Below are 24,355 nucleotides of genomic sequence, written 5' to 3'. Positions count from 1 at the left end.
AACGGGCTTGCCGGTCGATCAACCGTGCGGAGTAAGACCGCGTTGCGTCAGCCGCAGGGCGATACTTCCCCCCCGTCATGCAAGAAGGGCCGCCCGGTTTCCCGGACGGCCCTGCCTGTCGGGGTGGGTAACCCCTGCTGACTTAGAACTTGAAGCTCGCCATCGCCCGGTAGGACTGGGCATTGGCATCGGCACGACCGATCGTCGTGTCGACACCGATACCGAACTTGGCCGATCCCGAGACGACCTGTGCCGACAGGCCGACTTCGGCCCAATCCTTGTCGCCATTGGCAATCGCGAAGGGTACGGCAGGGCCGGTCCCGGCGGCGAACTGCGCCCCGACAGCACTAGGACCATCATTATATTCGTGGACCCAGTCGGCATTCATGTCGATCTGGAACGAATTGGTGACCTTCTGATAATCGAAGCCAAGCCGACCCTGCAGGCTTTCGAATTCCTCACGGGTGATCCGCAGGCCCAGTGCGCCGCCGCTTTCTTCGACCACGTCGAAGGAATGGTCTGCATAGCGTAGCTCGATCCCGGGCGAGAGCGTGCCGAAATCTCCTTCAATATCGTAGGAGATACCGACCGCTGCGGCGATGCCGCCGTCGCTGCTCTCGCTCGCCAGCGTCTGCGCGCCGCCGAGGAAGTTCACTGTTCGCATGGTGTCCATGTCGACGCTGGTCAGGCTAACCTGGCCGTCGAGGACGAAGCCGTCTTCGGTCTTGGTGCTGCCGTAAAGCGATACGGCGAACATCTTCGATTCGGCTTGCTGGCCGAGCGCGACATCTGCGTCGAGGTTCGAATAGTAACCCGACAGGCCGACCATCGAACTCTCGCTCGGGAAGTACTCGATACCGCCGGCGAGGAAGTAGCCGTCGATGTCGGTGTTGGTAGTATAGCCCGGCATTGGAGAACCGCTGCCGTTAAGCAGGCCGCCCGCCAGGAAGATGCCGACATCCTCGCGGATGGCACCCTGGCGGACACTGGTGGGTTCCTCGCCCTGATCGAGTCCCAGCGCCGTCGTCATGAGCGGCTGGCTACCGCGCGAGACCTGCATTTGTGCGGTCTGGATCGGATTGCCGAGCGTCGCGATCGTGCCGCCCGAGCGTTCGAGGTTCGACTCGCGCAAGCGAGACGCGTTGAACGAGCCGAGCTGGTTGTAGGACTGTGCAGCGAGCTGCCGGACCGCGCTTTCCGACACCGGAGCCAGGCCGTCGAAAGTGGCCTGGATGGTCGCGGCATCGGCGAAGTCGAGAGCGTAGAGCTCGGCCAGTGCCGCATTGCTGCGATTCTGGTCGAACAGCCTGGCGTAGCCGATCTGGGCGGGGCTGAAGGGATCGACCGCCGTGAGATAGCTGCGCGCCAGGATTTCCATCGTCACCGCAGTGTCGGTGTAGGCGAACCTCTGATGCAGGATGGCGGAGATATCGTTCGCGGTGAACGTACCGGTCAAGCCGCCGTCAGCGGTGAGGATCGTATACACCTGGCCGTTGCCGTTTACCTGCTGGGTAATGCCGGCGCCGACCGCGACTACGCCGCCGAGCGAGGCTTCGCCCGTCACTGCCACGCGGTCGGAAGCGTTGTTCGGCCCGATATCGATCATCAGCGTCGAGCCTGAAGACAGCACCAGCGAACCGTCGATCGTCAGCGTGTCGATCCCGCCGATCGTGCCCGGCGAAATCGCGCCCATGATGTTCGTGACAAAGGGTGCGGTGATCGTGCCGCCGCCCTGCAGGGCGCCGCCGAACAGCGTGTAGTCGCCGACGGAGTTGAGCGCACCGTTGACCGTCATCGTGCCGCCGAACTGGCTGATGTCGATCAGCGAGGTCAGGCTGCCGTCGGCCGTGATATTGAGGCCCGCGGTGCTCAGGACGGTCAGGCGGTCGATGGTGACATCGCTGCTCAGCGTCGTGGTGCCGGCATTGCCGAGCGTCACGTCGAAGTAGCGCGGATCGACATTGACGTCGGGATCGATGTCCACCGTCGGATCGACGTTGTCGGGCACGAAGCCGGTTGCGCCGGGCAGGCCGTTGTCGAGCGTCGGATCGGGCAGCGGGTCGTCCGAGAATTCGGGGCTGCCGCCATCACTGTCGTGCGGCGTGTCCTCGGCAAAATCGGCACCCGTGCCATGGGCGACTTCTTCGGAGAACTCGGGTCCGCCGTTCTGGCTCTGATGCGCGTTGATCAGGCCATCGCGACCCAAGGCACCGCGAGGGGCAGGAGCGGCGGCATCGGCGGCGTTGCCGCCACCGAGCGCATCGGCCATGTCGTTGCCGACTTCGCCGATGCCCGAACTGACCAGCCCGTCGGCATTACGCGCGGGCGGTGTGTTGTCGCCGTTGGAAAGGTCCTGGCATCCGTCGCCGGGATTGTCGCCCTCGGGATCGAAGCACACTTCGCCCCAGTTGGGCTCGTCACCGGTAATGCCGTTACCCGGCGTGGTCGGGATGCCGTTGACGATGTCGCCATTGGCATCGATGATCCGGTAGTTCGGGTCGAGCGTGGTTTCCCAGTGGCTCGCATCTTCCCAGGCGCCGTCGCCGGCCTTGGCGGTGACATAGCGATAGGGATTGTTGGCTGCGATCCAGTCCCAGAACAGGAACAGCGGCTGGTAGAAACTCTCGGTGCCGTAGCTCGAGAAGACCTGCGGGCCGAAGAAGCGCGAGCCGCCCGAGAGCACCGCAATGACGAGGTCCTCGTCGGTGATTTCGTTGTTCGCTGCGTCGAGAATCAGCGGGCCGCCCGAGTCGCCACCGGCGGTGGTGCCTTCGCGTTCGCGCGGCTCGTCCTTGTAGAGGTTGAAGTCGAACGGGTTGGTCTTGTTCGGATCGTCGAAGTCGAGGCGGTAGAGAACCTGTGGCAGGTCCCCGAAGGGGTTGCCGAAGAGGAAGGTGTTGCGCGCGTCGAACGACGTCAGCGCCCCGATCATGTTCTCCGCAGCCTTGCGCCGCCAGTCGATTCCGCCCGAGGCACCGGTCGTGCCCGAACCGGTGCGGCCATAGCCGGTGATGTTGACGTGATAGCCGGTGCCGTCCGTATCGTCGATCGCGTCGGGAGTCGGCAGCGGCGAGAACAGCAGCGACCAGGTCGGCAGGTTGGCGGCCGGCGTGTCGAGGCTGGCGAGGGCGACGTCGCCCTCGAGGAAGCCGAAGCCGTCGGGACGCTGGACCGAACGCGGATCGTAGTAGATGCGGTTGACGTTGAAGACCGCCAGATCGGGGTTGCTGGCAAAGCCGTTGCTGAACCAGTTCTGGAAGCCGGGCAGCGCGTTCACGTTGAACGACCAGGCAGCCGGTACATTGTCGACATTGAATTCGGTCGCGTCGCGATCATTGACGCAGTGTGCCGCGAAAATGACCGTGCGCGGGTTGATCAGGGTGCCCGAACAGACGAAGCCGTCGGCACGGAAGAACATGCCGACCCCGCTGAACTCGTCATCGTTGTCGACGATATCGTCGGGCGTGTAGTTGTCGTTCGGCACGATGGCGTGTGCCGGAGTGCTCAGCGCAACCGACGCCAAGGCGATGGTGGCAGCACCCGCGAGCAGACGGCCGCCGGTACGGTTAAGTGTAGATTTCATTACGAAGCCCCTCCAGGAAATGTTCGCAAGCGCGCGCCCCAAGCCGCGCATGGCCCTGTTCTAGAACCGGAACGAACAAAAAGAAAAGGGTATGGATACCACCCAGACGAAACTTTTGCGCAGCGTTGTGGCTCGAAAGTCTCACTTTTTCATACAAGACAAAGAGAAGGGCGGCCGGATCGCTCCGACCGCCCAATCGATTTCCGTCCGCCTTGGTTCGGACGGAGCGCCTCAGGCGCTGTAATACATGTCGAACTCGGCCGGGCAGGGCGTCGTTTCGACGCGCAGGACCTCGTCCCACTTGAGTTCGGCGTAGGCCTCGATCTGGTCCTTGGTGAAAACGTCGCCCTTCAAGAGGAACTCGTGGTCGGCTTCGAGCGCCTCGAGCGCTTCGCGAAGCGAGCCGCACACGGTCGGAACGTCGGCGAGCTCTGCCGGCGGCAGGTCGTAGAGGTTCTTGTCCATCGCTTCGCCAGGGTGGATCTTGTTCTGGATCCCGTCGAGGCCCGCCATCAGCAGCGCCGCATAGGCGAGATAGGGGTTGGCCATCGCGTCGGGGAAGCGGAACTCGACGCGCTTCGCCTTGTCGCCCGCACCGTAGGGAATGCGGCACGAGGCCGAGCGGTTGCGCGCCGAATAGGCGAGCAGCACGGGCGCTTCGAAACCCGGCACCAGACGCTTGTAGCTGTTGGTGGTCGGGTTGGTGAAGGCGTTGAGCGCCTTGGCGTGCTTGATGACGCCGCCGATGTAGTAGAGGCAATTTTCGCTGAGGCCGCCATACTGGTTGCCGGCGAAGGTCGGCTTGCCGCCATCCCAGATCGACATGTGGGTGTGCATCCCCGAACCGTTATCGTCCTTGATCGGCTTGGGCATGAAGGTCGCGGTCTTGCCATAGATATGCGCGACCTGGTGCACGACATACTTGTAGATCTGCATGTTGTCGGCGGTTTCGACGAGCGTGCCGAAGGTCAGGCCCAGTTCGTGCTGCGCGGCGGCCACCTCGTGGTGGTGCTTGTCGCAGTTGAGGCCCATTTCGATCATGGTCGAGACCATCTCGCCGCGGATATCGACGGCGCTGTCGACCGGGGCGACGGGGAAATAGCCGCCCTTGGCGCGCGGGCGGTGGGCAAGATTGCCGCTTTCGTATTCCTTGCCGCTGTTGGTCGGCAGTTCGATGTCGTCGATGGCGAAGCCCGAGCCGGCATAGCCGTCTTCGAAGCGGACATCGTCGAACATGAAGAACTCGGCTTCGGGGCCGACATAGATGGTATCGCCGATGCCGGTCGACTTGAGGAAGGCCTCGGCGCGCTTGGCGGTGGTGCGCGGGTCGCGCGCATACCATTCGCCGGTCGAGGGCTCGACGATGTCGCAGAACAGGATCAGCATCGGTTCGGCGCTGAAGGGATCGACATAGACCCGCTCGAGGTCGGGCTTGAGGATCATGTCGGATTCATTGATCACCTTCCAGCCAGCGATCGACGAGCCGTCGAACATCAGCCCGTCTTCGAGCTGGTCCTCGTCGAGCGTCTTGGCGACCATGGTCAGGTGCTGCCACTTGCCCTTGGGATCGGTGAAGCGCAGGTCGACCCACTCGATACCGTCGTCCTCGATCTGCTTCAGGACCTTCTTTGCACTCGACATTGATATTGCCTCCGTTTGAACTTGAACTGGAATTGCAGGGGCGCGTGCCCCGCGTGAAATCAGATGGCGTCGTCGTCCTTTTCCCCGGTGCGAATGCGCAGTGCGCCTTCGATCGTGGAAATGAAGATCTTGCCGTCGCCGATGCGGCCGGTCTGGGCGGCAGCGGCAATGGCTTCGACGGTGCGCTCGGCAATTGCGTCGGACACGACCACTTCGAGCTTCACCTTGGGAAGAAAGTCGACCACGTATTCGGCCCCGCGATAGAGCTCGGTATGGCCTTTCTGCCGCCCGAAACCCTTGGCTTCGGTCACGGTGATGCCCGATACGCCGATCTCGTGCAGCGCCTCCTTCACCTCGTCGAGCTTGAAGGGCTTGATGATCGCTTCGATCTTTTTCACGTCGTCTCCGACCCCCGGAAAATGTGGAACCTGTTCCTTCGCGCGCTTCTTTCCAAGAATCGTGCCAAGGCTGGGGCGAGGGGGTAGACGAAGATTCGGTGCGCGCCAAACGCCCTTGGCGCAATTTTTGCGTCGGCGGAGAGTGCCTTCGGGCAATCCCCTGCGCCGGCGCGGGCAAGACTGCTCACGCTTCAGTCAACGCTTGCCTAAATATTAGGCAGCAGTCAGTTTGAGGCCGGCGGTTTCGGGCAAGCCGCACATCAGGTTGAGGTTTTGCACCGCGGCCCCGCTCGCCCCCTTGCCGAGATTGTCGAGCCGGGCGACGAGCCGCGCGTTCCAGCCGCCTTCATTGCCGAAGACGAACAGTTCTAGACCGTCCGAAGGCTCCGCGTCGCGTTCGAGCAGGAGTTCGCCTGGCGGCGCCTTGTCGCGGACCGTCACCACGGGTGTCTCCGCGTAGAAGTCTGCCAGCGCGTCGCGCAGGGCATCGGCGTGCGGGTTGCCCGCCATCGCGCCGAGGTGCAGCGGCACCTCGACCACCATGCCGCGATAGGCGGGGACGACCGCCGGCGCGAACAGGACCGGATGTGCAAGCCCGGCATGCGCCTGCATCTCGGGCAGGTGCTTGTGCGCCATGTCGTAACCATAGGCGCGGAAGGCCGGCGCGTTTTCGCTCTCGAAACGTTCGATCAGCGCCTTGCCGCCGCCCGAATAGCCGCTCACCGCATTGACGGTGTAGGGCCAGTCGGCGGGCAGCAGTCCGGCGCGCACGAGCGGTGCGACCAGCGCCAGGAAGCCGGTCGGATAGCAGCCGGGATTGCTGACGCGGCGCGCCGTGCCTACGCGCTCGCGCCCGACCAGTTCGGGAAAGCCGTAGCACCAGCCTTCGGTTGTGCGGTGCGCCGAAGAGGCATCGATCACGCGGGTGCCGCCGGCCGGATCGAGCAATTCCACCGCCTCGCGCGCGGCCTCGTCGGGCAGGCACAGGATGGCGATGTCGGCCTCGTTCAGCGCCTCGCGCCGGGCCGCGGTGTCCTTGCGCCGCTCTTCGTCGAGCGCAAGCAGCGTGAATTCGCTGCGCCCGGCGAGCCGTTGGGCGATTTCGAGACCCGTGGTACCCGCCGCGCCGTCGATGAAGACCTTATGCGTCACTGGTCGGGGCGAGCTGGCCGAGCCGGACATAGCCGCTCGGCCCCTGGGGGCCGCAGGCGATCCACGCCCAGTCTCCGGCGCAGTCGAGCAATTCGATCGCCTGACCCGCCGCCAGCGTTGCGCCATCATCGGCATCGTCGCGCATGGTGAGCTTGAGCACCGCGGGCGCATCGCCGATCCGCCGCAGCTGGGGGATGACGTAATGCGCGGCGAGATAGTGCTCGGCGAGCGCGATATGCGCGAGGTCGCCGCGCAGCGGGAGCGTTCCCGGCGCGGGCCTGTCGACCGGGCCTTTCAGGCCGACGGTAGTCTCGGGGAGGGAATAACTGGCTGGAGCAGTCACGCTGTGTGGTAAATCCGGTTGTGAGTGTTGCGGGCGCTTAGCCGCGCACGGGCTTTCAGGCAAGGCGGGGGGCCTCAACCTCCCCCGAAACGGGCCCGCAGCATGTGCCAGGCGGCGCGCAGTCCGTAGGCGTCGCCGCCCTTGGGGCGGCCCGGCTTGGCCTGCGGACGCCAGGCGAAGGTATCGAAATGCGCCCAGTCGATCCCCTCGCCGACGAACTTGTCGAGGAACAGGCCGGCGACGCTCGCCCCGGCGAAGGAATTGGCATGGGCATTGCCGGTGTCGGCGATGTCCGAATTGAGCCATTCGCGATAGGCTTCGGGCAGGGGCAATCGCCAGGGTTCATCGTCATGCGCCTTGCCCGCCGCGATCAGGGCCTCGGCGGTCTCGTCGCGGCGGGCCATCAGCGCCGGGTAATCGGGCCCCAGCGCGACGCGCGCAGCGCCGGTCAGCGTGGCGAAATCCAGGATCAGTTCGGGCTTCTCCTCGCTGGCACGCTGCAGCGCATCGCCGAGGATCAGCCGTCCCTCGGCATCGGTATTGCCGATTTCGACCGTCAGCCCCTTGCGCGATCTGAGCACGTCGCCGGGACGGAAGCTGTTGCCGCTGATGGCGTTCTCTACCGCGGGCACCAGCAGGTGCAGGCGGACCGGCAGGCCCACGCCCATGACGAGATCGGCGAGCGCGATGGCATGCGCCGCGCCGCCCATGTCCTTCTTCATCAGCAGCATGCCGGTGGCGCTCTTCACATCGAGTCCACCCGAATCGAAGCACACGCCCTTGCCGACGATAGCCAGGACGGGATCGCTCTCCTTGCCCCAGGTGAGATGCATGATGCGCGGCGCGTGGTGGCGCGCGGCGGCGCGGCCGACCGCATGGACCATGGGATAGCCCTGTTCCAGCGCGTCGCCCTTGGTCACCTTGAGCGTGGCCGAGTGCTTCTTGGCCAGCGTCTCGCACTGTTCCTCGAGTGCGGCGGGGCCCATGTCCTCGGCCGGCGAGTTCACGAGGTCGCGCACCAGGCATACCGCCTCCGCTTCGGCGATCGCGGGCTCGATCGCCTTGACCTCGCGGGTCAGCAGCACGCGCGGGCCGACGGGGCGTTCGGGCTGCTTGTAGCGGGTGAAGGTGTATTGCGCGGTCTGCCAGCCGTGCAGCGCGGGGCCCGGTTCGCCCTCGGCCCGCCGATAGGTGCCCGCCGGCAGGTTTTCGGCGAGCTTCGCCATGCACCAGCTCGACAATTTGTCGGGATCGGCCACGCCGCCGACCGCGAACCAGCCGTCGCCCTCGGGCACGATGCCCACCTGAAAGCCGCTGCCGTCGAATTTCTGCGCCTCCAGCGCCGCGCGCTGGCTGGCGGAGAGTTTCTTCACCCAGCCCGCGAAGCCGTCGCGGTTGACGAGGTGGATGGAAATCGCCTCTTGCCCCCGGTCGGGCTGGATAAGCGGCTGCTTGTCGGCCATATCGGAAAATGCCCCTGATCAATTCGAATTTCGCAAAGGAAACCGCGATGCGTGCGCCCCTGTTCCTGATTTCGCTCGCGCTGTCGAGTGCGGCCTGTTCGGACCGCGCCGACTATGCCGAGAAGGCGGGGGTGAGCGAGGCCGCGACCGCGGATGCCGAAGCGACCGCCGCCCCGGCGGCAAGGGCGCATGCGGTAGAGCAGGAGACCGAGCGCTACCAGTTCGCCTATTCCTGGCCCGCCGCAGTCGCCGCCGAACCCGAGCTGGCCGACTATCTCGGCAAGCGTGCCGAAGCGATGCTCGCCGGACTGCGCGAGGAAGCCGACGAGGACTGGGCCTCGGCGAAAGGACGGGAGTGGACCCCGCGCCAGCACAGCGCCGCAGAGGAATGGAAAGTGGTCGCCGACCTGCCGCGCTTCCTCAGCCTTTCGGGCCATCTGTCGGCCTATTCGGGCGGGGCGCACGGCATGTACGGCACGGAATCGCTGGTCTGGGATCGCGAGAAGCGGCAGGCCGTCAAGGGCATCGAGCTGTTCAATTCCCCCGTCGCGCTGGAGCAGGGGCTGGGCAAGCGGTTGTGCGACGCGCTCGACAAGGCGCGCGCGAAACGGCGCGGCGCGCCGGTCGAGGAGGGGAGCAACGACATGTTCGACACATGCCCCGGCCTCGACGAGGCGGAGGTGCTGGTCGGCTCGTCCAACGGCAAGACCTTCGACCGCATCGCGGTCTATTTCGGGCCCTATGTCGCGGGCGCCTATGCCGAGGGCGATTACGAGCTCGATTTTCCCGTCACCGCATCGGTCCTCGACGCGGTGAAGCCCGAATATGCGAGGGCGTTCAGCGTCAAGCACTAGCGCACTCGCAAATTGTCCGGTCAATCGCTATGTGGGCGCGCATGACCGAATATCAGGTGATCGACAGCGACCAGACCGTCTATCGCGACGGCACCATCAAGCTTCACGGGGCGGAAGGCTTCGAGGGCATGCGCAAGGCCGGGCGGCTGGCCGCCGAAATCCTCGACGAGCTGACCACATTCGTCCAGCCGGGCGTGACTACGGGGCAGATCGACGACCTCGTGCGCACGATGACGCTCGATGCCGGGGCGGTGCCCGCGACCATGGGCTATCGCGGTTATGCGCACAGCTGCTGCACCTCGATCAACCACGTGATCTGCCACGGCATTCCGTCGGACAAGGCTCTGAAGGACGGCGATATAGTCAATATCGACGTGACCCCGCTGCTCGATGGCTGGCACGGCGATACCAGCCGCATGTTCTTCGCCGGCGAACCCTCGATCAAGGCCAGGCGCCTGGTCGAGGTGACCTATGAATGCCTCATGCTGGGGATCGAGGCCGCCTCGCAGCCCGGTGCGCGCGTGGGCGATATCGGCGCCGCGATCGAGGCGCATGCCCGCCAGTTCCGCTATGGCGTGGTTCAGGAATTCTGCGGTCACGGTCTCGGTCGCCTGTTCCACGATGCCCCCGAAGTGATCCATGCCGCGCGCGCGGGCACCGGGCCGCAGCTGAAACCCGGCATGTTCTTCACCATCGAACCGATGATCAACGCAGGACGGCCGCACGCCAAGGTGCTGGGCGACGGCTGGACCGCGGTTACGCGCGACAAGTCGCTCTCGGCGCAGTTCGAGCATTCGATCGGCATTACCGAGGACGGAGTGGAAATCTTCACCGAAAGCCCCAAGGGCCTGCACAAGCCGCCTTACTAGGGCTTGGTCGCGGGGCTTCAATGGTCTCGTCACCCCGGATCAGGTCCGGGGTGACGAATGGTCTCATCCCTCTCGCGCCGCTCTGATCGCCGCTCCTGCGGCGAAGGGGGCGAGGGCGCATAGCCCAAGGCTGATCGCGCCCGCCAGCAGCAGCGCGCCCGGATCGGGCCGCGCCAGCGCGCCTGCGCCGAAGATCAGGATCGGCACCGCCAGCGGGATCACCATCAGGCCGGCCAGCGCTGCGCCGCCGCGCAGCGTTGCGGTGAGCGCGGCGACGGCCAGGCCGACCGCGGCGAGCCCCGGGGTTCCCGCGAGCAGGCCGAGCAGCACGGTGCGCGTGGTCTCAGCCGTCAGGCCGAGCAGCGCGGCGGCCGGCAGGGTCGCGAGCAGCAGCAGCGGCGCGAAGGCGAGCCAGTGTGCGAGCAGGCGGACCGCCATCGCCAGTTCCTCGCTCACCCCACGCAGGTGCAGCTGGTCGAACACGCCCGCCTCGAGATCGCCCGCGACGAGCTTTTCGAGCGGGAGGATCGCCGCGAGCAGCGCCGCGACCCAGATCACGCCGCCGCCGGTGCGCGCGAGCAATGGCGCGTCGGGCCCGACGGCGAAGGGATAGAGCATCGCGACGGCGAGGAAGAACAGCAGCGGCAGCACGCCGCCGCCGCCGCGCCCCCCGGGCAGCAGCAGGCCGAGATCGCGGCGAAGCAGCACGCCGATCATGCAGCATACTCCGCGAGATCGAGCGTCTGCGGCGCGGGCAGGGCGATCGGCTGGTGCGAGGCGACCACGGCGATGCCGCCACCCTGGCAGTGCAGCGCGATCAGCGCCTCGAAGGCCTTCTGCGCCTGGCTGTCGAGCCCGTTGAGTGGCTCGTCGAGCAGCCAGATCGGGCAGTTGCGATTGATCAGCCGGGCGAGTGTCGCGCGCTTTTTCTGGCCGGTCGAGAGATAGCGCACGGGCACGTCCATAAGCGGGCCGAGCTGCAGCACTTCGAGCGCGCGACCCGGATCGCGGCAGCCGTCGATATCCTCCCAGAAGGCGAGCGCGCGTGCGAGCGGCAGGTTTGTGTCGAGCGCCAGCCGTTCGTCGACCAGGCCGAGCGCCCCTTCGCGTTCGACCGTGCCCGTGAAGGGGCGCAAAAGGCCGGCGAGGATTCGCAGAAGGCTCGACTTGCCGATCCCGTTGGCACCGGTAACATGGACCGCGCCGCCCGGATCGGCGGAAAGCGAGAACCCACGAAACAGCAGCCGCTCGCCGCGGCGGCAGGCTATATCCTTTGCGACGAGGCGAGCTTGCATGGGCAGGGGCGATAGGCAAAAGCGCCCGCAGCGACAAGCAGAGGAGATTCGCGCACCATGACTGTCGAGCAACTGACCGAGGACGAACGCGACAGCTGGCTGCGCGGCCTGGCCGGCTGGGCGCTCGCGCGCGAGGGCAAGGCGATCGAGCGGACCTTCGAATTCGCCGACTTTTCCGAAGCCTTCGCCTTCATGACCCGTGTCGCGATGATCGCCGAAACGCGCGACCATCATCCCGAATGGTTCAACGTCTACAACCGCGTCGAAATCACTCTGACCACGCATGATGCGGGCGGCCTCAGCCTGCGCGACGTCAAGATGGCGCGCAAGATCGACGCTTTGCTGGCCTAGGCCTACTGCCCCAGCGGACGGAAGGATTCGCGGGTCTGCTTGCGGACCCGGCCAGGCATCCAGCGCGCGCCGAAGGCGATGCGCTTCGCCGTTTTGCCGACCACCGTGTGCAATCTCTCGCCGTGAACCGCCGCCCACGCAGCCGCGGCAACCTCTTCCACAGGCGTGATCTCCAGCCCGGCCTCGGTCACCCGCTGGCGGATGCCCTCGTTCGAGCGCGCATTGGGATTGTGGTCGAGCAGCGGCGTATCGATGAAGCTCGGCATCAGGCTGCGGACATTGATCCCGTCCTCGGCCCATTCGCCGTCGAGGCTCTCGGTCACCGCGCGGACGCCGAACTTGGTCGCCGAATAGACGCTGGCGCCCGGCGTGCCGTAGATGCCGGCGGCGCTCGCGGTGTTGAGCAGGCAGGATCCCGGCGCGGTCTTCCGGAGGTGCGGATAGGCCGCCTGCGCGCCGAACAATACGCCCTTTAGATTGATGTCGAGGCAGCGCTCGATTTCCTCGGTGCTGTTTTCGAGCAGCGAGCCGCCGAGCGGAATGCCGGCATTGTTGAAGACCACGTCGACCCGGCCGCCTGCCGCGACCGAGAAGGCCTCGAGCGCCTCGTCCCAGGCGGCGCGGTCGCGCACGTCGAGGACATGCGCATAGGTGAAGCCGTTGCCGATCAGCTCTTCGGTCCCGCGCATGCCCGCCTTGTCGATATCGCCAAGGCCGACGAACCAGCCGCGCTGGGCGAAATAGAGCGCGGTCGCGCGCCCGATTCCCGAGCCGCCCCCGGTGATGAAGATTGCCTTGCGCTCGCTCATGTGTTCACTCCCTCCCGACCGCGCAATCAGAGCGCGGCATTGTTATAAGTGTGCCAGGTGAAGATGGCCATCGCGCCGCGATACGGGCGCCACTTGTCTCCCAGCGTGCGCGTTTCCTTCTCGCTCGGGCGCGCGGGTAGGTCGAGCAGGCGGCCGACCGCTTCCTGCACCGCGAGGTCGCCTGCCGGCCAGATGTCCTGGCGGCCCTCGGCGAAAAGCAAATAGATTTCCGCCGACCAGCGTCCGATGCCCTTGATCCGGGTCAGTTCGGCGATCGCCTCTTCATCGTCCGCGGGCAGGCTGTCGAACTGCAGTTCGCCGCTCGCCACCAGCTCGCACAGGCTGCGGGCATAGCCCTGTTTCTGGCGCGAGAGGCCACAGGCGCGCAGCGTGTCGAAATCGCGGGCGAGCAGTTCGTGCGGGGGCATCTCCTCGCCCAGTTCGCCCTCGAGTCTGGTCCACACCGAATTGGCCGCAGCCACGCTGACCTGCTGCCCGACGATCGTGCGCAGCAGCGTGCGGTAGCCGGTCGGGCGAATGCGCTCTTCGGGATAGCCGCAGCGCTCGATCGCGGCGGCGACCACGGCGTCCTGGGCGGCTACGGCATCGAGATGCGTGCGCAATTGTGCATTGGTCAGACCCATGGCGAGCGAGCTTGCCTTCCCCGTCCCGATTGAATAGCAGCGCGACGCATAGGTTGGGCCAGTGGCCCTTTGCAACCGAGGATACGCGCAATGCCCAAACTGATCGTCACCACCCGCGAAGGCGAAACCAGCGAAATCGACGTCGCCGACGGCCTGACCGTGATGGAAGCGATCCGCGACAACGGCTTCGACGAGCTGCTCGCGCTGTGCGGCGGTTGCTGTTCCTGCGCGACCTGTCATGTCCATGTCGATGCGGCCTTTGCCGACAAGCTGCCGGAGATGAGCGAGGACGAGGACGACCTGCTCGAATCGACCGATCACCGCGAGGCGACCTCGCGCCTGTCGTGCCAGATCCCCTTCACGGCGGAACTCGACGGGCTGAAGGTGACGATCGCGCCTGAGGATTGATGGCGCCGGTTCGCGCCTGGCTTCGTTACTCGCTGCGCGCTGCAACAGCGCGGTCGGGACGGATGTCCTGACTGCACCCACAAAAACGCCCGAAAGGGGGACGCGGCAGCCGCATGCAAAGCGCTGCGGCGCTTCCCGCACCCTGCAATAATCCCCTTTCCACGCTGCAAGCGCTTGTAGTTTGCACCCGCCGACCCGCGCGCCTACCTCGCAGGACATGATTGCACCAACTGTACGCGAGCAGACGCTCGACCTGATCGGCAACACGCCGCTTGTCCGCCTTGCAGGACCCAGCGCGGAAGCCGGATGCGACATCTTCGGCAAGTGCGAATTCGCCAACCCGGGCGCCAGCGTGAAGGACCGCGCGGCGCTCTATATCATCCGCGACGCGGAGGAGCGCGGCGAGCTGAAACCGGGCGGCACGGTGGTCGAAGGAACCGCTGGCAACACCGGTATCGGCATCGCGCTGGTGGCCAATGCGCTCGGCTATCGCACGATCATCGTGATGCCCGACAACCAGAGCCGCGAGAAGATGCAGACCATCCGCGCGCTGGGCGCCGAACTGGTCACCGTCCCACCGACCAAATATGCCGACTGCAACCACTTCCAGCACGTCTCGCGCCGCATGGCGGAAGAGATCGACGGCGCGATCTGGGCGGGTCAGTTCGACAACACCGCCAATCGCAAGGCGCATATCGAAGGCACGGCGACCGAATTGTGGAAGCAGCTAGACGGGCGGATCGACGGCTTCACCTGTGCTGCGGGTACCGGCGGGACGATCGCCGGCGTCGGCATGGGGCTCAAGGAGTTCGACGAGAATGTGGTGATCGCGCTGACCGATCCGCACGGTGCGGCGCTCTACAATTACTACGCCAATGGCGAATTGAAGGCGGAAGGTTCCTCGGTCGCCGAAGGGATCGGGCAGGGCCGGATCACCGCCAATCTCGAAGGCGCGCCGATCGACACGCAGTTCCGAATTTCGGACGAGGAAGGGCTTGTCTGGGTCGCACGGCTGCTGCGCGAAGAGGGTCTGTGCCTCGGCCTGTCGAGCGGGATCAACGTCGCCGGCGCCGTTTCGCTGGGCAAGCAGCTGGTCGCCGAGGGGCGCGAGAACCCGCGCGTCGCGACCATGCTGTGCGATACCGGCTTCCGCTATCTCTCGACGCTCTACAACCCCGAATGGCTGGCGGCGAAGGGCTTGCCGGTCTTCGATTGGTTGCAATCGGACGATTGACTGGCAGGCGGCGGAGCCTAGGCTTATGCACGTGCCCCAATTCTTCGACATGAGCCGCAAACCGCCGGTGGGCGAACTGCCCGAGGTGCCCGGCAATGGTGCCCGGCGCGAGCGGACCATCCAGCGCCTGCAGATCGGGCTCACCGGGATCGTCATGATGATCCTGCTTGTCGGACTGGCGAGCATCATCCAGAACCGTGCGGCCGAAACCGATGCCACCACGGTCCCTGCGGCGGCGCCGACGACCGAGCCGACCAGGGCCACCGCGCAAAACGATCCACTGGTCGAAGCCGGCGTGGTGCCCGACCTCCCGGTCCAGCCTGCCGCCCAGCCGACCGTGATGCCGACCTCCGCTCCGCAGACCGGTGCCGATGCCCCTCCGCCTGCCAATTAGGATGCTCGCGACATCGCTGGCCATGCTCCTCGCCGCCTGTTCGGCAGGGTCGCCGAGCGAAGACGCTGTGACCAAGCCGCGCGTCGGTTTGTTTACGAGCCTGCCGATCTATTGGGGCGAGGGCGATATCTCCGCCATGCTCGAAGGGGCGGGTGAGAAGGACTGGGTGCGCGAGGAGCTCGAAACCCGTTTCGAACTCGTCCCGCTCGATACGCTGGAGCCCGAAGCGCTCGCCGGGCTCGACCGGGTCATCCTCGCGCAGCCGCGCCCGCTCGCGCCGTCTGAGAATGTCGCCTTCGACCGCTGGCTCGCCGGGGGCGGCGAGGCGGTCATTCTGGCCGATCCCATGTTGACGCGCCATTCGCGCTTTCCGCTGGGCGACCGGCGGCGCCCGCAGGACGTAGTCCTGCTGTCGCCCATTTTCGGGCATTGGGGACTCGAACTGAGCTTCGACGAGAGCCAGGCCGCTGGCGAAAGCCTCGCCCAGATCGGGGGCAGGGCAATTCCGGTCAACCTGGCCGGGCAGTTTGCGGCGCGCAAAGCCGATGCGGACGACCGTGCATGCACGGTAGAGGGTGCAGGGCTGCTTGCCCGGTGTACGATCGGCAGCGGGACGGCGGTCTTGCTGGCCGATGCCGCCCTGCTCGACTGGGAAGGCCCCGCTCCTGTTCCCGCGCAGCGGCGCGACGCGCTGTGGTTTCTGGTCGGTCCGCTTGCCTCCGGCCCGGGCTCGCCCGACTGATCGGGGATAGTGCGGGAGAGACTCGGGGAAGGGGCGGGAAAGATCGGGAATCCGTCGAAATTCCGTGCCTTACCACTGGTTTTGTTAGCTATATGGTAACCATTACCACCATCAGCTTCGTGAAATTATAATGTAAAAACAGATATTTGCCGGATTATCCCGTGAAATCCCGCAATTTTCCCTTCCATCCCCGCCTGACCCGCGATAAACCGGCTTCACATCGGACAAGCACTGTCACTGCGCGTCTCGCCGCCAGGCGGGGCGGCTCGCCCACTCGTCTGGGCGAGGGGGAGGTCTTGTGCGGTGGGGAGGTGAGCGAAACCGTATTCGAGGTTTGGGGCAAGTGGCATTCGGAGGGTACAGCGGTCAGGCCTATTCGCCCGCGGGCGACAAGGGCCGCTTTGTGCTTCCGCCCCTGTTCCGCAAGGCGGTGAAGGACAGCAGCGACGGCCGCGTCCTGTGCCTGATGAAGCATCCCAGCTGGAACTGCCTCGTCGGCTTCGGCCTCAGCCGCAAGCCCGAGCTCGAAGCGCAACTCGACCGCGAGGAAGAACTCGCCGCCCGCCTCGGCAAGGAATACGACCGCGATACTCGCTCGAGCCAGTTGTTCGGCTTCCAGGAATTGCCCTTCGACGATAGCGGGCGCTTCGTCATGCCCGAACACCTGCGCGTGCTCGGCAGGATCGAGGACGGGCTCTATTTCCAGGGCGGCGGTCGCTTCTTCACTCTGTGGAACCCCGAGGAACTCGCCCAGATGGGCGACGACTGGGCGGGCGCGAAGGCCGCCTGCGACAGCTTCCTCGCCGATGCGAAGGCCAAGGGCAAATGACTCTTCGGCAGGCTCAGGGCGAGCGGGGTGCCCCGCATATCCCCGTCCTCCTCGACGAGGTCATCGAGGCACTCGACCCGCAACCGGGCGACATCGTCATCGATGCGACCTTCGGCGCCGGGGGGTACACCCGCGCGCTGCTGGATCGCGGAGCCGTCGTGCACGCGTTCGACCGGGATCCCGATGCAATTGCTTCGGGTCGTACATGGCGGGAGACGGAGGAAAATCCGCCCCGCCTCATCCTTCATCCGCATCGCTTCTCCGAAATGTTCGACGTCATGGCGGCGGCGGGCGTCGCGAAGGTCGACGGCGTGGTGATGGATATCGGTGTCTCCTCGATGCAGCTCGACCAGGCGCAGCGCGGCTTTGCCTTCTCGGCCGACGGCCCGCTCGACATGCGCATGAGCCAGGAGGGCGAGAGCGCCGCCGACTTCCTCAATACGGCCGACGAAAAGGCGATCGCCGACGTGCTCTATACCTATGGCGAGGAGCGCCAGTCGCGCCGTGTCGCGCGGGCGATCGTCGCCGCGCGCCCGCTCGAGACGACCGGCGAGCTCGCCCGTGTGGTGCGCAAGGCGCTGGGCCACAAGCCGCATGACAAGAAGGACCCGGCCACCCGCACCTTCCAGGCCATCCGAATTCACGTGAACGGCGAGCTCGACGAACTGTCCCAGGGGCTGTCGGCTGCCGAACACCTGCTGCGTGAAGGCGGCCGCCTCGCGGTGGTCAGCTTCCACAGCCTCGAAGACCGGATCGTCAAGCGCTTCCTGCGCGAGGCATCCTCAACCCCGAGCGCCTCGCGTCATGTCCCTATGGCGGCGCAGGATGATCCGGTCTTCTTTCGTGTCAGCAAGGCGATCAAGCCGGGCGAGGCCGAAATCGAGCGCAATCCGCGTGCCCGTTCCTCGGTCCTGCGCCACGCCACGCGCACCGCCACGCCTGCGCGGGAGGCGGCGTGATGGTCCCCGGTTCGCGCATCCGCCAGATCGGTTGGGCGCTGGTCCTGGCGATCTGCTTCGCGCTGCTCCTCGCGCTGACCTTCAAGGTCAATGCGGTGAAGAGCGACGTGCGCCTCGCCGAACGCAAGATCATCGCCGCGCAGCAGGCCAAGCTGATGCTCGAGACCGAATTCGAGACCCGCGCCAGCCAGCAGCAGCTGTCCGACTGGAACGCGGTCGAATTCGGCTATTCGGCGCCGCGCGCCGACCAGTATCTCGAGAACGAGCGTCAGCTCGCCGCGCTGGGTACGCCGCGCGGCGTCGATGCACCCGCGCCGGTGCGCGTCGCGCTCAACCGCCCGGCCCCCGAAAGCGCGGGACTGTTCGCCGAATGGATCGATGACGGCGAGCAGCCCGAGTCCCAGCCGCATGGCGATCGCCGCGAGCTGGCATCGGCTGCTGCAGAGGGACTGGCCGACCGGCTCGCACGCCCGGCCGTCTCGATGGCCGTCGCCGCCGAGGTGAGCCAGTGAACGCCTTTTCCGGCTTCGGCCCCGCCATCGCTGCGGGCAGGAGCGGGCACGGGGCGGTGAGCATGGCGGTGGCCTCGGGCCGCGTCCAGCTGGTCACCATCCGCGAGCGCTCGCTGACCCTGGCGCGCTGGCGCGTGCTGTGGATCGCGCTCGGTTTCGTTTTCGTCGCCCTGCTCGCGCTGGTGCGGATCGCCTATCTCGGCATGTCCGACCACGGTTTGCGCGGCACGTCGCTCGAGGAAGCGCTGCTGCCCCCGCGCGGCGAGATCACCGATCGCAACGGCGTGCCGCTGGCGCGCGCATTCCCCGCCTATGCGCTGTGGTTCAACCCGACTGCGCTGGGCGACGACGGGGCGCCGCTGGTACGCGACCCGGCGACCGTCGCAGCAAAGCTGAAAGCGATCTTCCCCGATCTCGACGAGAAAGCCGTCGCAGCGCAGCTCGCTTCGGGCAAGCAGGGATATATCCGCCGCCGTGTCCTGCCCGAGGAAGCCAACCGCGTGCAGGAAATCGGCGAACTCGCGCTCGAAATGCCGATGGAACAGGATCGCCATTACCCGCAAGGGTCGATGGCGGCGCATGTGCTCGGCTATGTCGCCGCCGACGGGCACGGCCGCGTCGGCATGGAGCAGGTGCTCGACAAGCATCTCTCGAACCCCGCCACACGCGGCACCCCGGTCGCGCTGTCGATCGATTCGCGCGTCCAGGGCGCGCTCGAGGACGAACTGCGCCGCGGCATGAAGCTGGTCCAGGCGCAGGGCGGTGCCGGCATCGTGCTCGACGTCGATAGCGGCGAGGTGCTCGCGCTCGCTTCGCTGCCCGAATTCGATCCCAACAAGATCGACGCGCGCGGCCAGAAACTGATGTTCAACCGCGTGACCAACCAGGTCTACGAACTCGGATCCACCTTCAAGCCGCTGTCGATCGCCGCCGCGATCGATGCCGGCGTGGTCCGCAATCTTGGCCGCCGCTGGGACGCGAGCCCGGTCAAGGTCGGTCGCTTCACCATCCGCGACAGCCACGATCTGGGTGCCGATCTCAACGTCATCGAGACGCTGATCCATTCTTCGAACACGGTGACCGCGCGCGTGGCCGACGAGCTCGGGCCGGAACGCATGCGCCGCACGATGATCGATCTCGGCATGAACGAGCGCCCCTATATCGAACTGCCGGCCAAGGGTTTCCCGATCTGGCCGGGCGAGAAATGGCCGCGCCTGCGCTCGATGACGGTCGGCTACGGCCACGGCATCGCGGTAACGCCGCTGCACCTCGCCAGCGCCTATGCGGCAATGGTCAATGGCGGCATCTGGCGTCCGGCGACGCTGAAGAAGCTGGGGCCGGGCGAAGCGCCCAAGGGCCGCCGCGTGTTCAAGGCCTCGACCTCGAGCCGCATGCGCCAGCTGCTGCGTGCGATCGCCGTCTACGGCACCGGCAGGAATGCCGATGCCCCCGGCTACCGGGTCGGCGGCAAGACCGGCTCGGCCGAAAAGCCCGGCGGCAGCGCCGGGTATCGGCGTACGGCGCTCGTCTCGACCTTTGCCGCCGCCTTCCCGATGGACCGCCCGCGCTATGTCGTGATCGCCATGCTCGACGAGCCGCGCGGCACGCTCGCCAGCTCCTACCAGCGCACCGCGGCCTGGAACGCGGCGCCGATCGTCGGGCGCCTAGTCCCGCGCATCGGCCCGCTGATCGGAGTGCGTCCCGACGACACGCGCGACGTCGACATCTCGGACATCAAGCCGCTGATCCCGGAGGCCAACAAGTGAAGCTCGCCCAGCTGTGCAACGCGGCAGGAATCGCCTGCGATGCCGACGTCCAGGTGACGGGCTTCGCGATCGACAACCGCAAGGTTGCTCCCGGCACGGTCTTCGGTGCCTTCGAGGGCGCGCGCGTCAATGGCGAGGACTTCATTCCCGCCGCGATCGAAAGCGGCGCCGTCGCAGTCGTCGCGCGGCCCGAGGCCAGGGTCGAGGGCGCGCTGCACATCGCCGATGCCACGCCGCGCCGGGCCTTCGCCGCGCTGGCGGCGCAGTTCTTCACTCCCGTGCCCGAACATATCGTCGCGGTGACCGGCACCAACGGCAAGACCTCCACTGTCGAGATGACGCGCCAGATATGGCGCATGGCGGGCGAGCGCGCGGCGAGCATCGGCACGCTCGGCGTGACCACGCCGGACGAAAGCGTGTCGACCGGGCTGACGACGCCCGATATCGTCACCTTCCTCTCCAACCTCAGCGGATTGGCGCGCGAGGGCGTGACGCATGTCGCCTATGAAGCCTCGAGCCACGGCCTCTCGCAATTTCGCAACGAGGGCGTGCCCGTCGAGGCGGCAGGCTTCACCAATTTCAGCCGCGACCACCTCGATTACCATGCCGATATGGAAGACTATTTCGCGGCTAAGATGCGGCTATTCGACGAGGTCGTCTCCGATGGCGCAACGGCGGTCATCTGGATGGGATCGGGCGACAGCGGGTGGAATGCGCGTGTCGTCGACCATGCGAAGCAGCGCGGCCTCGAGATCATGACGGTGGGCGAGCAGGGCGAAGCGATCCGCCTTACCCGCCGCGAACCGACCCAGCTCGGCCAGTCGCTGACCATCGAACACGACGGCAGGGCCCGCACGATCAACCTGCCGCTGATTGGGGCCTATCAGGTTGCCAATGCGCTCACGGCTGCCGGGCTTGCGCTTGCGACGGGTATCGATGCCGGCCAGGTATGGGACGGCGTCGCGCGTCTCCAGCCGGTGCGCGGGCGGCTCGAACGCGCGGTGATCGCGCCCTCGGGCGCTCCCGTCTATATCGATTACGCCCACACGCCCGACGCGCTCGAGGCGGCCGTCGCCGCGCTGCGTCCGCATGTCACGGGTCGCCTGATAACCGTCTTCGGCGCGGGCGGCGACCGCGACCACGGCAAGCGCGCACCGATGGGCGAGGCCGCAGCCAAGGCCAGCGACGTGGTGATCGTCACCGACGACAATCCGCGCGGAGAGGATCCTGCGGATATCCGCCGCCAGGTGCTTGAGGGCGCGCCACAGGCACGCGAGATAGGTGATCGCCGCGAAGCCATATGTGCGGCCATCGCCGAAGCGGGCGCGGAGGACATCGTCCTCGTCGCCGGCAAGGGACACGAAACGGGTCAGATCATCGGATCGGGAGAGAACATGCGAGTGCTGCCCTTCGACGATGTCGAGGTCGCGCGCCAATGCGCGGCCGGAATTGCCAGAGGTGATGCATGAGCGCGGCGATCCTGCGGCATCCGGCCTATCTCGAATGGCCTGCCGATTCGCGCGACCGGTTGCCGCTGACGCTGTGGTCGGCCAGCGATATCGCCGAAGCCGTGGGCGGCACCGCCAGCCACGACTTCCAGGTCGCAGGCGTCGAGATGGACAGCCGCGATGTGGTCCATGGCGATCTCTTCATCGCCTTGCAGGGCGAGGCGATGGACGGCCATCGCTTCCTCGACAAGGCCTTCGCCAATGGCGCCGCCGGGGCGATCGTCGACCGCAAGGTCGACTGGCCGCACATCCTGGTCGACGACACGACCGAGGCGTTGAAGGCGCTGGCCCGCGCCGCGCGCAGCCGCGCCGAGGCGAAGATCATCGGCGTCACCGGATCGGTCGGCAAGACCGGGGTCAAGGAAGCGATCTTCGCCAGCCTCGAACGCGCCAGCCGCGGCGCCGCGCACCGTTCGACGCGCAGCTACAACAACCATGTCGGCGTGCCGCTGAGCCTTGCCCGCATGCCCGCGCGCAGCCGCTTCGGCGTGTTCGAGATGGGCATGAACCATGCCGGCGAAATCGCCGGTCTGACCACGCAGGTACGCCCGCATGTCGCGGTCATCACCACGATCGCCGCGGCGCATATCGAAAACCTCGGCAGCATGGAGGCGATCGCCGACGCCAAGGCGGAGATCTTCGCCGGGCTCGAACCCGGGGGCATCGCCGTCATCCCCGCCGACAGCGAGTATTACGAGCGCCTCAAGCAGGCTGCGCTGAATGCCGGGGCGCAGGTCGTCAGCTTCGGCAGGGCACGCTTTGCCGATGTCCGCTTGCTCGATGCGATCCCCAGCGCCAACGGCGGCAGCCTCGTGACCTGCGAATTCCCCGAAGGACGGTTGTGCTACACCGTCGCCGAACCCGGCGATCACTGGGTAGTCAACTCGCTCGCGGTGATGGCCGCGGTGCGCGCGGCAGGGGGCGACATGGCTGCGGCCGGTCTCGCGCTCGCCGAAATGGGCGGGCTCAAGGGGCGCGGCGCGCGCCACGGGATCGACGTTCCCGGCGGCAAGGCGCTGCTGATCGACGAGAGTTACAATGCCAACCCCGCGAGCATGCGCGCCACGCTCGCGCAGCTCGGCCAGACGCCCTCGGGCCGCCGGATCGCGGTGCTCGGCGCGATGAAGGAACTGGGCGATTTCGGCCCGCAATTCCATGCCGCACTGGCCGACCCCATCGTCGAGGCCGATGTCGATTATGCGCTCCTGGTCGGCGACGAGATGCTCGCGCTCGCGCGCGAACTGGGGAAACCGCAGAACACCGCGCTTGGCAAGCCGCTTGCCTGGGCGCATTGCCGAACCGCCGACGAAGCGATCGAGCTGCTCGAGGACTATGGCGTCGTCGCTGGCGATGCCGTGCTGGTCAAAGGGTCGAACTCGGTCGGCCTCGGTCGGCTCGTGGATCATTTCACCCGCGCCGGCTAGGCGCGACGAGAGGCCGAATTGCTGTACCTCCTCGCCGAATGGTTGAATTTCGAAGGCATCTTCAACCTCGTGCGCTACCAGACCTTCCGCGCCGGGGCGACGCTGATGACCGCGCTGGTCATCGGCCTGGTCATCGGGCCGCGCTTCATCGACATGCTGCGCGTGCGCCAGGGCAAGGGCCAACCGATCCGCGAGGACGGGCCGCAATCGCACCTCGCCAAGCGCGGCACGCCCACGATGGGCGGGCTGATGATCCTCATCAGCCTGTCGCTGGCGGTCCTCGTCTGGATGGATCTCAGGAACCCGTTTATCTGGGCGGTGCTGGCGGTCACGCTGGGGTTCGGCCTGATCGGCTTCCTCGACGATTACGACAAGGTGACCAAGGCCAGCCACAAGGGTGTTTCGGCGCGCGTGCGCCTGCTGATGGAATTCGCCGTGGCGGGGGTGGCGAGCTATCTCGCCGTGAGCCAGATCAATACCTTCCTCTATGTGCCCTTCATCAACAATTTCGGGATCGAGCTGGGGTTCTTCTATTACATCTTCGCCGCCATCGTGATCGTCGGCGCGGGCAATGCGGTAAACCTCACCGACGGTCTCGACGGGCTGGCGACCATGCCGGTGATCATCGCCGCGGGCACCTTCGCGCTGATCGCCTATCTCGTCGGCCGCGTCGACTTCTCGAGCTATCTCGGCATCCCCTATGTCGAAGGCGCGGGCGAGCTGGCGATCTTCTGCGCGGCGATCATGGGGGCGGGCCTCGCCTTCCTGTGGTTCAACGCGCCGCCTGCCGCGGTGTTCATGGGTGATACGGGTTCGCTGGCACTGGGCGGCGCGCTCGGGGCGATCGCCGTGGCGACGCATCACGAGGTCGTCCTCGCCATCGTCGGCGGGTTGTTCGTGTTCGAGGCGCTTTCGGTCATCATCCAGGTGTTCTGGTTCAAGCGCACCGGCAAGCGCGTTTTCCGCATGGCGCCGATCCATCATCATTTCGAACAATTGGGCTGGTCGGAGAGCAAGGTGGTGATCCGCTTCTGGATCGTCGCCATCATCCTCGCGCTGATGGGGCTGGCAACGCTCAAGCTACGATGATCATGGACCTCCCCTGTTTCCCCGCGAAGGCTGGGACCTCGGTAGGCAGGCGGAATGCTGGACGGCCCGAGACCCCCGCCTGCGCGGG

24 protein-coding genes are annotated in these 24,355 nt (G+C 66.4%); 14 read left to right on the top strand and 10 right to left on the bottom strand.

Going from position 1 to position 24,355, the window contains the following annotated elements:
* Nucleotides 1-142 precede the first annotated feature (142 nt).
* The 6 genes from ACEQZ0_RS06655 to ACEQZ0_RS06630 all read right to left on the bottom strand — a co-directional run bounded on the left by ACEQZ0_RS06655 (nucleotide 143) and on the right by ACEQZ0_RS06630 (nucleotide 8,580).
* Nucleotides 143-3,583 carry an autotransporter domain-containing protein gene (locus ACEQZ0_RS06655; RefSeq protein ID WP_370189592.1) on the bottom strand — a complete coding sequence of 1,147 codons (3,441 nt, stop codon included), beginning with the start codon at nucleotides 3,581-3,583 and terminating at the stop codon, nucleotides 143-145.
* A gap of 231 nt (nucleotides 3,584-3,814) precedes the next feature.
* The gene (gene glnA / locus ACEQZ0_RS06650; RefSeq protein ID WP_370189590.1) at nucleotides 3,815-5,224 is read right to left on the bottom strand and encodes a type I glutamate--ammonia ligase; all 1,410 of its coding nucleotides are present in this window, start codon (nucleotides 5,222-5,224) and stop codon (nucleotides 3,815-3,817) included.
* 59 nt (nucleotides 5,225-5,283) lie between these two features.
* Nucleotides 5,284-5,622 (bottom strand): P-II family nitrogen regulator, encoded by a 339-nt coding sequence (locus ACEQZ0_RS06645; RefSeq protein WP_370189588.1) that lies wholly within the window; start codon nucleotides 5,620-5,622, stop codon nucleotides 5,284-5,286.
* Between the two features lie 213 nt (nucleotides 5,623-5,835).
* Nucleotides 5,836-6,774, bottom strand: a complete 939-nt coding sequence (argC, locus tag ACEQZ0_RS06640; protein WP_370189586.1) for an N-acetyl-gamma-glutamyl-phosphate reductase — start codon at nucleotides 6,772-6,774, stop codon at nucleotides 5,836-5,838.
* Nucleotides 6,764-7,117 (bottom strand): hypothetical protein, encoded by a 354-nt coding sequence (locus ACEQZ0_RS06635; protein ID WP_370189584.1) that lies wholly within the window; start codon nucleotides 7,115-7,117, stop codon nucleotides 6,764-6,766. The genes argC and ACEQZ0_RS06635 overlap by 11 nt, the downstream gene beginning before the upstream one ends.
* A gap of 74 nt (nucleotides 7,118-7,191) precedes the next feature.
* On the bottom strand, nucleotides 7,192-8,580 hold the full coding sequence (locus ACEQZ0_RS06630; protein ID WP_370189582.1) for a M17 family metallopeptidase: 1,389 nt from the start codon (nucleotides 8,578-8,580) through the stop codon (nucleotides 7,192-7,194).
* A gap of 47 nt (nucleotides 8,581-8,627) precedes the next feature.
* On the opposite strand from ACEQZ0_RS06630, the gene ACEQZ0_RS06625 reads away from it, so the two are divergent.
* Together ACEQZ0_RS06625 and map are read left to right on the top strand one after the other, a co-directional pair.
* On the top strand, nucleotides 8,628-9,434 hold the full coding sequence (locus tag ACEQZ0_RS06625) for a DUF4163 domain-containing protein (protein WP_370189580.1): 807 nt from the start codon (nucleotides 8,628-8,630) through the stop codon (nucleotides 9,432-9,434).
* Nucleotides 9,435-9,475: 41 nt separating this feature from the next.
* Complete coding sequence (gene map / locus ACEQZ0_RS06620; RefSeq protein ID WP_370189578.1) at nucleotides 9,476-10,303, top strand: type I methionyl aminopeptidase; 828 nt, start codon at nucleotides 9,476-9,478, stop codon at nucleotides 10,301-10,303.
* Between the two features lie 63 nt (nucleotides 10,304-10,366).
* Here map and ACEQZ0_RS06615 read toward each other — a convergent pair whose 3' ends face one another.
* Together ACEQZ0_RS06615 and ccmA are read right to left on the bottom strand one after the other, a co-directional pair.
* Complete coding sequence (locus ACEQZ0_RS06615; protein ID WP_370189576.1) at nucleotides 10,367-11,020, bottom strand: heme exporter protein CcmB; 654 nt, start codon at nucleotides 11,018-11,020, stop codon at nucleotides 10,367-10,369.
* Complete coding sequence (ccmA, locus tag ACEQZ0_RS06610; RefSeq protein WP_370189574.1) at nucleotides 11,017-11,598, bottom strand: heme ABC exporter ATP-binding protein CcmA; 582 nt, start codon at nucleotides 11,596-11,598, stop codon at nucleotides 11,017-11,019. The genes ACEQZ0_RS06615 and ccmA overlap by 4 nt, the downstream gene beginning before the upstream one ends.
* Nucleotides 11,599-11,655: 57 nt before the next feature.
* Here ccmA and ACEQZ0_RS06605 point away from each other — a divergent pair, with 57 nt between their 5' ends.
* Nucleotides 11,656-11,949, top strand: coding sequence for a 4a-hydroxytetrahydrobiopterin dehydratase (locus tag ACEQZ0_RS06605; protein WP_370189572.1), 294 nt, complete (start codon nucleotides 11,656-11,658; stop codon nucleotides 11,947-11,949).
* 2 nt (nucleotides 11,950-11,951) lie between these two features.
* On the opposite strand, the gene ACEQZ0_RS06600 is transcribed toward ACEQZ0_RS06605, so the two are convergent.
* Complete coding sequence (locus ACEQZ0_RS06600; protein WP_370189570.1) at nucleotides 11,952-12,758, bottom strand: SDR family oxidoreductase; 807 nt, start codon at nucleotides 12,756-12,758, stop codon at nucleotides 11,952-11,954.
* Nucleotides 12,759-12,784: 26 nt separating this feature from the next.
* Nucleotides 12,785-13,402 (bottom strand): DNA-3-methyladenine glycosylase, encoded by a 618-nt coding sequence (locus ACEQZ0_RS06595; RefSeq protein WP_370189568.1) that lies wholly within the window; start codon nucleotides 13,400-13,402, stop codon nucleotides 12,785-12,787.
* A 90-nt stretch (nucleotides 13,403-13,492) separates the two neighbouring features.
* On the opposite strand from ACEQZ0_RS06595, the gene ACEQZ0_RS06590 reads away from it, so the two are divergent.
* The 11 genes from ACEQZ0_RS06590 (at nucleotide 13,493) to mraY (ending at nucleotide 24,267) form a co-directional block, all read left to right on the top strand.
* A complete protein-coding gene (locus ACEQZ0_RS06590; RefSeq protein WP_370189566.1) occupies nucleotides 13,493-13,810 on the top strand; it encodes a 2Fe-2S iron-sulfur cluster-binding protein in 318 nt (105 codons plus the stop codon).
* Between the two features lie 217 nt (nucleotides 13,811-14,027).
* A complete protein-coding gene (locus tag ACEQZ0_RS06585) occupies nucleotides 14,028-15,044 on the top strand; it encodes a cysteine synthase A (RefSeq protein WP_370189564.1) in 1,017 nt (338 codons plus the stop codon).
* A 31-nt stretch (nucleotides 15,045-15,075) separates the two neighbouring features.
* On the top strand, nucleotides 15,076-15,438 hold the full coding sequence (locus ACEQZ0_RS06580) for a hypothetical protein (protein ID WP_370189563.1): 363 nt from the start codon (nucleotides 15,076-15,078) through the stop codon (nucleotides 15,436-15,438).
* A gap of 1 nt (nucleotide 15,439) precedes the next feature.
* Nucleotides 15,440-16,180, top strand: coding sequence for an ABC transporter (locus ACEQZ0_RS06575; protein WP_370189561.1), 741 nt, complete (start codon nucleotides 15,440-15,442; stop codon nucleotides 16,178-16,180).
* A 343-nt stretch (nucleotides 16,181-16,523) separates the two neighbouring features.
* Nucleotides 16,524-17,009, top strand: a complete 486-nt coding sequence (locus ACEQZ0_RS06570) for a division/cell wall cluster transcriptional repressor MraZ (RefSeq protein ID WP_370189559.1) — start codon at nucleotides 16,524-16,526, stop codon at nucleotides 17,007-17,009.
* Nucleotides 17,006-17,968, top strand: a complete 963-nt coding sequence (gene rsmH / locus ACEQZ0_RS06565; RefSeq protein WP_370189557.1) for a 16S rRNA (cytosine(1402)-N(4))-methyltransferase RsmH — start codon at nucleotides 17,006-17,008, stop codon at nucleotides 17,966-17,968. The genes ACEQZ0_RS06570 and rsmH overlap by 4 nt, the downstream gene beginning before the upstream one ends.
* A complete protein-coding gene (locus tag ACEQZ0_RS06560; protein ID WP_370189950.1) occupies nucleotides 17,968-18,480 on the top strand; it encodes a hypothetical protein in 513 nt (170 codons plus the stop codon). The genes rsmH and ACEQZ0_RS06560 overlap by 1 nt, the downstream gene beginning before the upstream one ends.
* A gap of 62 nt (nucleotides 18,481-18,542) precedes the next feature.
* Nucleotides 18,543-20,246 (top strand): peptidoglycan D,D-transpeptidase FtsI family protein, encoded by a 1,704-nt coding sequence (locus ACEQZ0_RS06555; RefSeq protein WP_370189947.1) that lies wholly within the window; start codon nucleotides 18,543-18,545, stop codon nucleotides 20,244-20,246.
* Entirely contained in the window at nucleotides 20,243-21,715 is a 1,473-nt protein-coding gene (locus ACEQZ0_RS06550) for a UDP-N-acetylmuramoyl-L-alanyl-D-glutamate--2,6-diaminopimelate ligase (protein ID WP_370189553.1), read from the top strand. Before ACEQZ0_RS06555 ends, ACEQZ0_RS06550 begins: the two co-directional genes overlap by 4 nt.
* Complete coding sequence (gene murF, locus ACEQZ0_RS06545) at nucleotides 21,712-23,178, top strand: UDP-N-acetylmuramoyl-tripeptide--D-alanyl-D-alanine ligase (protein WP_370189551.1); 1,467 nt, start codon at nucleotides 21,712-21,714, stop codon at nucleotides 23,176-23,178. Before ACEQZ0_RS06550 ends, murF begins: the two co-directional genes overlap by 4 nt.
* 18 nt (nucleotides 23,179-23,196) lie before the next feature.
* Complete coding sequence (mraY, locus tag ACEQZ0_RS06540) at nucleotides 23,197-24,267, top strand: phospho-N-acetylmuramoyl-pentapeptide-transferase (protein ID WP_370189550.1); 1,071 nt, start codon at nucleotides 23,197-23,199, stop codon at nucleotides 24,265-24,267.
* Nucleotides 24,268-24,355 lie beyond the last annotated feature (88 nt).

The organism is Qipengyuania sp., assembly GCF_964227205.1.
Lineage (GTDB): Bacteria > Pseudomonadota > Alphaproteobacteria > Sphingomonadales > Sphingomonadaceae > Qipengyuania.
This window is presented reverse-complemented; position numbering and strand designations above follow the sequence as displayed.

Excerpts from the sequence above, each read along its gene's own strand:
- glnA (WP_370189590.1), bottom strand. The coding sequence starts at position 5,224 with ATGTCGAGTGCAAAGAAGGTCCTGAAGCAGATCGAGGACGACGGTATC.
- ACEQZ0_RS06630 (WP_370189582.1), bottom strand. The coding sequence starts at position 8,580 with ATGGCCGACAAGCAGCCGCTTATCCAGCCCGACCGGGGGCAAGAGGCG.
- ACEQZ0_RS06590 (WP_370189566.1), top strand. The coding sequence starts at position 13,493 with ATGCCCAAACTGATCGTCACCACCCGCGAAGGCGAAACCAGCGAAATC.
- ACEQZ0_RS06615 (WP_370189576.1), bottom strand. The coding sequence starts at position 11,020 with ATGATCGGCGTGCTGCTTCGCCGCGATCTCGGCCTGCTGCTGCCCGGG.
- ACEQZ0_RS06555 (WP_370189947.1), top strand. The coding sequence starts at position 18,543 with ATGGCGGTGGCCTCGGGCCGCGTCCAGCTGGTCACCATCCGCGAGCGC.
- rsmH (WP_370189557.1), top strand. The coding sequence starts at position 17,006 with ATGACTCTTCGGCAGGCTCAGGGCGAGCGGGGTGCCCCGCATATCCCC.
- ACEQZ0_RS06585 (WP_370189564.1), top strand. The coding sequence starts at position 14,028 with ATGATTGCACCAACTGTACGCGAGCAGACGCTCGACCTGATCGGCAAC.
- ACEQZ0_RS06625 (WP_370189580.1), top strand. The coding sequence starts at position 8,628 with ATGCGTGCGCCCCTGTTCCTGATTTCGCTCGCGCTGTCGAGTGCGGCC.
- murF (WP_370189551.1), top strand. The coding sequence starts at position 21,712 with ATGAGCGCGGCGATCCTGCGGCATCCGGCCTATCTCGAATGGCCTGCC.
- ACEQZ0_RS06560 (WP_370189950.1), top strand. The coding sequence starts at position 17,968 with ATGGTCCCCGGTTCGCGCATCCGCCAGATCGGTTGGGCGCTGGTCCTG.
- map (WP_370189578.1), top strand. The coding sequence starts at position 9,476 with ATGACCGAATATCAGGTGATCGACAGCGACCAGACCGTCTATCGCGAC.
- ACEQZ0_RS06575 (WP_370189561.1), top strand. The coding sequence starts at position 15,440 with ATGCTCGCGACATCGCTGGCCATGCTCCTCGCCGCCTGTTCGGCAGGG.
- ccmA (WP_370189574.1), bottom strand. The coding sequence starts at position 11,598 with ATGCAAGCTCGCCTCGTCGCAAAGGATATAGCCTGCCGCCGCGGCGAG.
- ACEQZ0_RS06655 (WP_370189592.1), bottom strand. The coding sequence starts at position 3,583 with ATGAAATCTACACTTAACCGTACCGGCGGCCGTCTGCTCGCGGGTGCT.
- ACEQZ0_RS06605 (WP_370189572.1), top strand. The coding sequence starts at position 11,656 with ATGACTGTCGAGCAACTGACCGAGGACGAACGCGACAGCTGGCTGCGC.
- ACEQZ0_RS06595 (WP_370189568.1), bottom strand. The coding sequence starts at position 13,402 with ATGGGTCTGACCAATGCACAATTGCGCACGCATCTCGATGCCGTAGCC.
- ACEQZ0_RS06600 (WP_370189570.1), bottom strand. The coding sequence starts at position 12,758 with ATGAGCGAGCGCAAGGCAATCTTCATCACCGGGGGCGGCTCGGGAATC.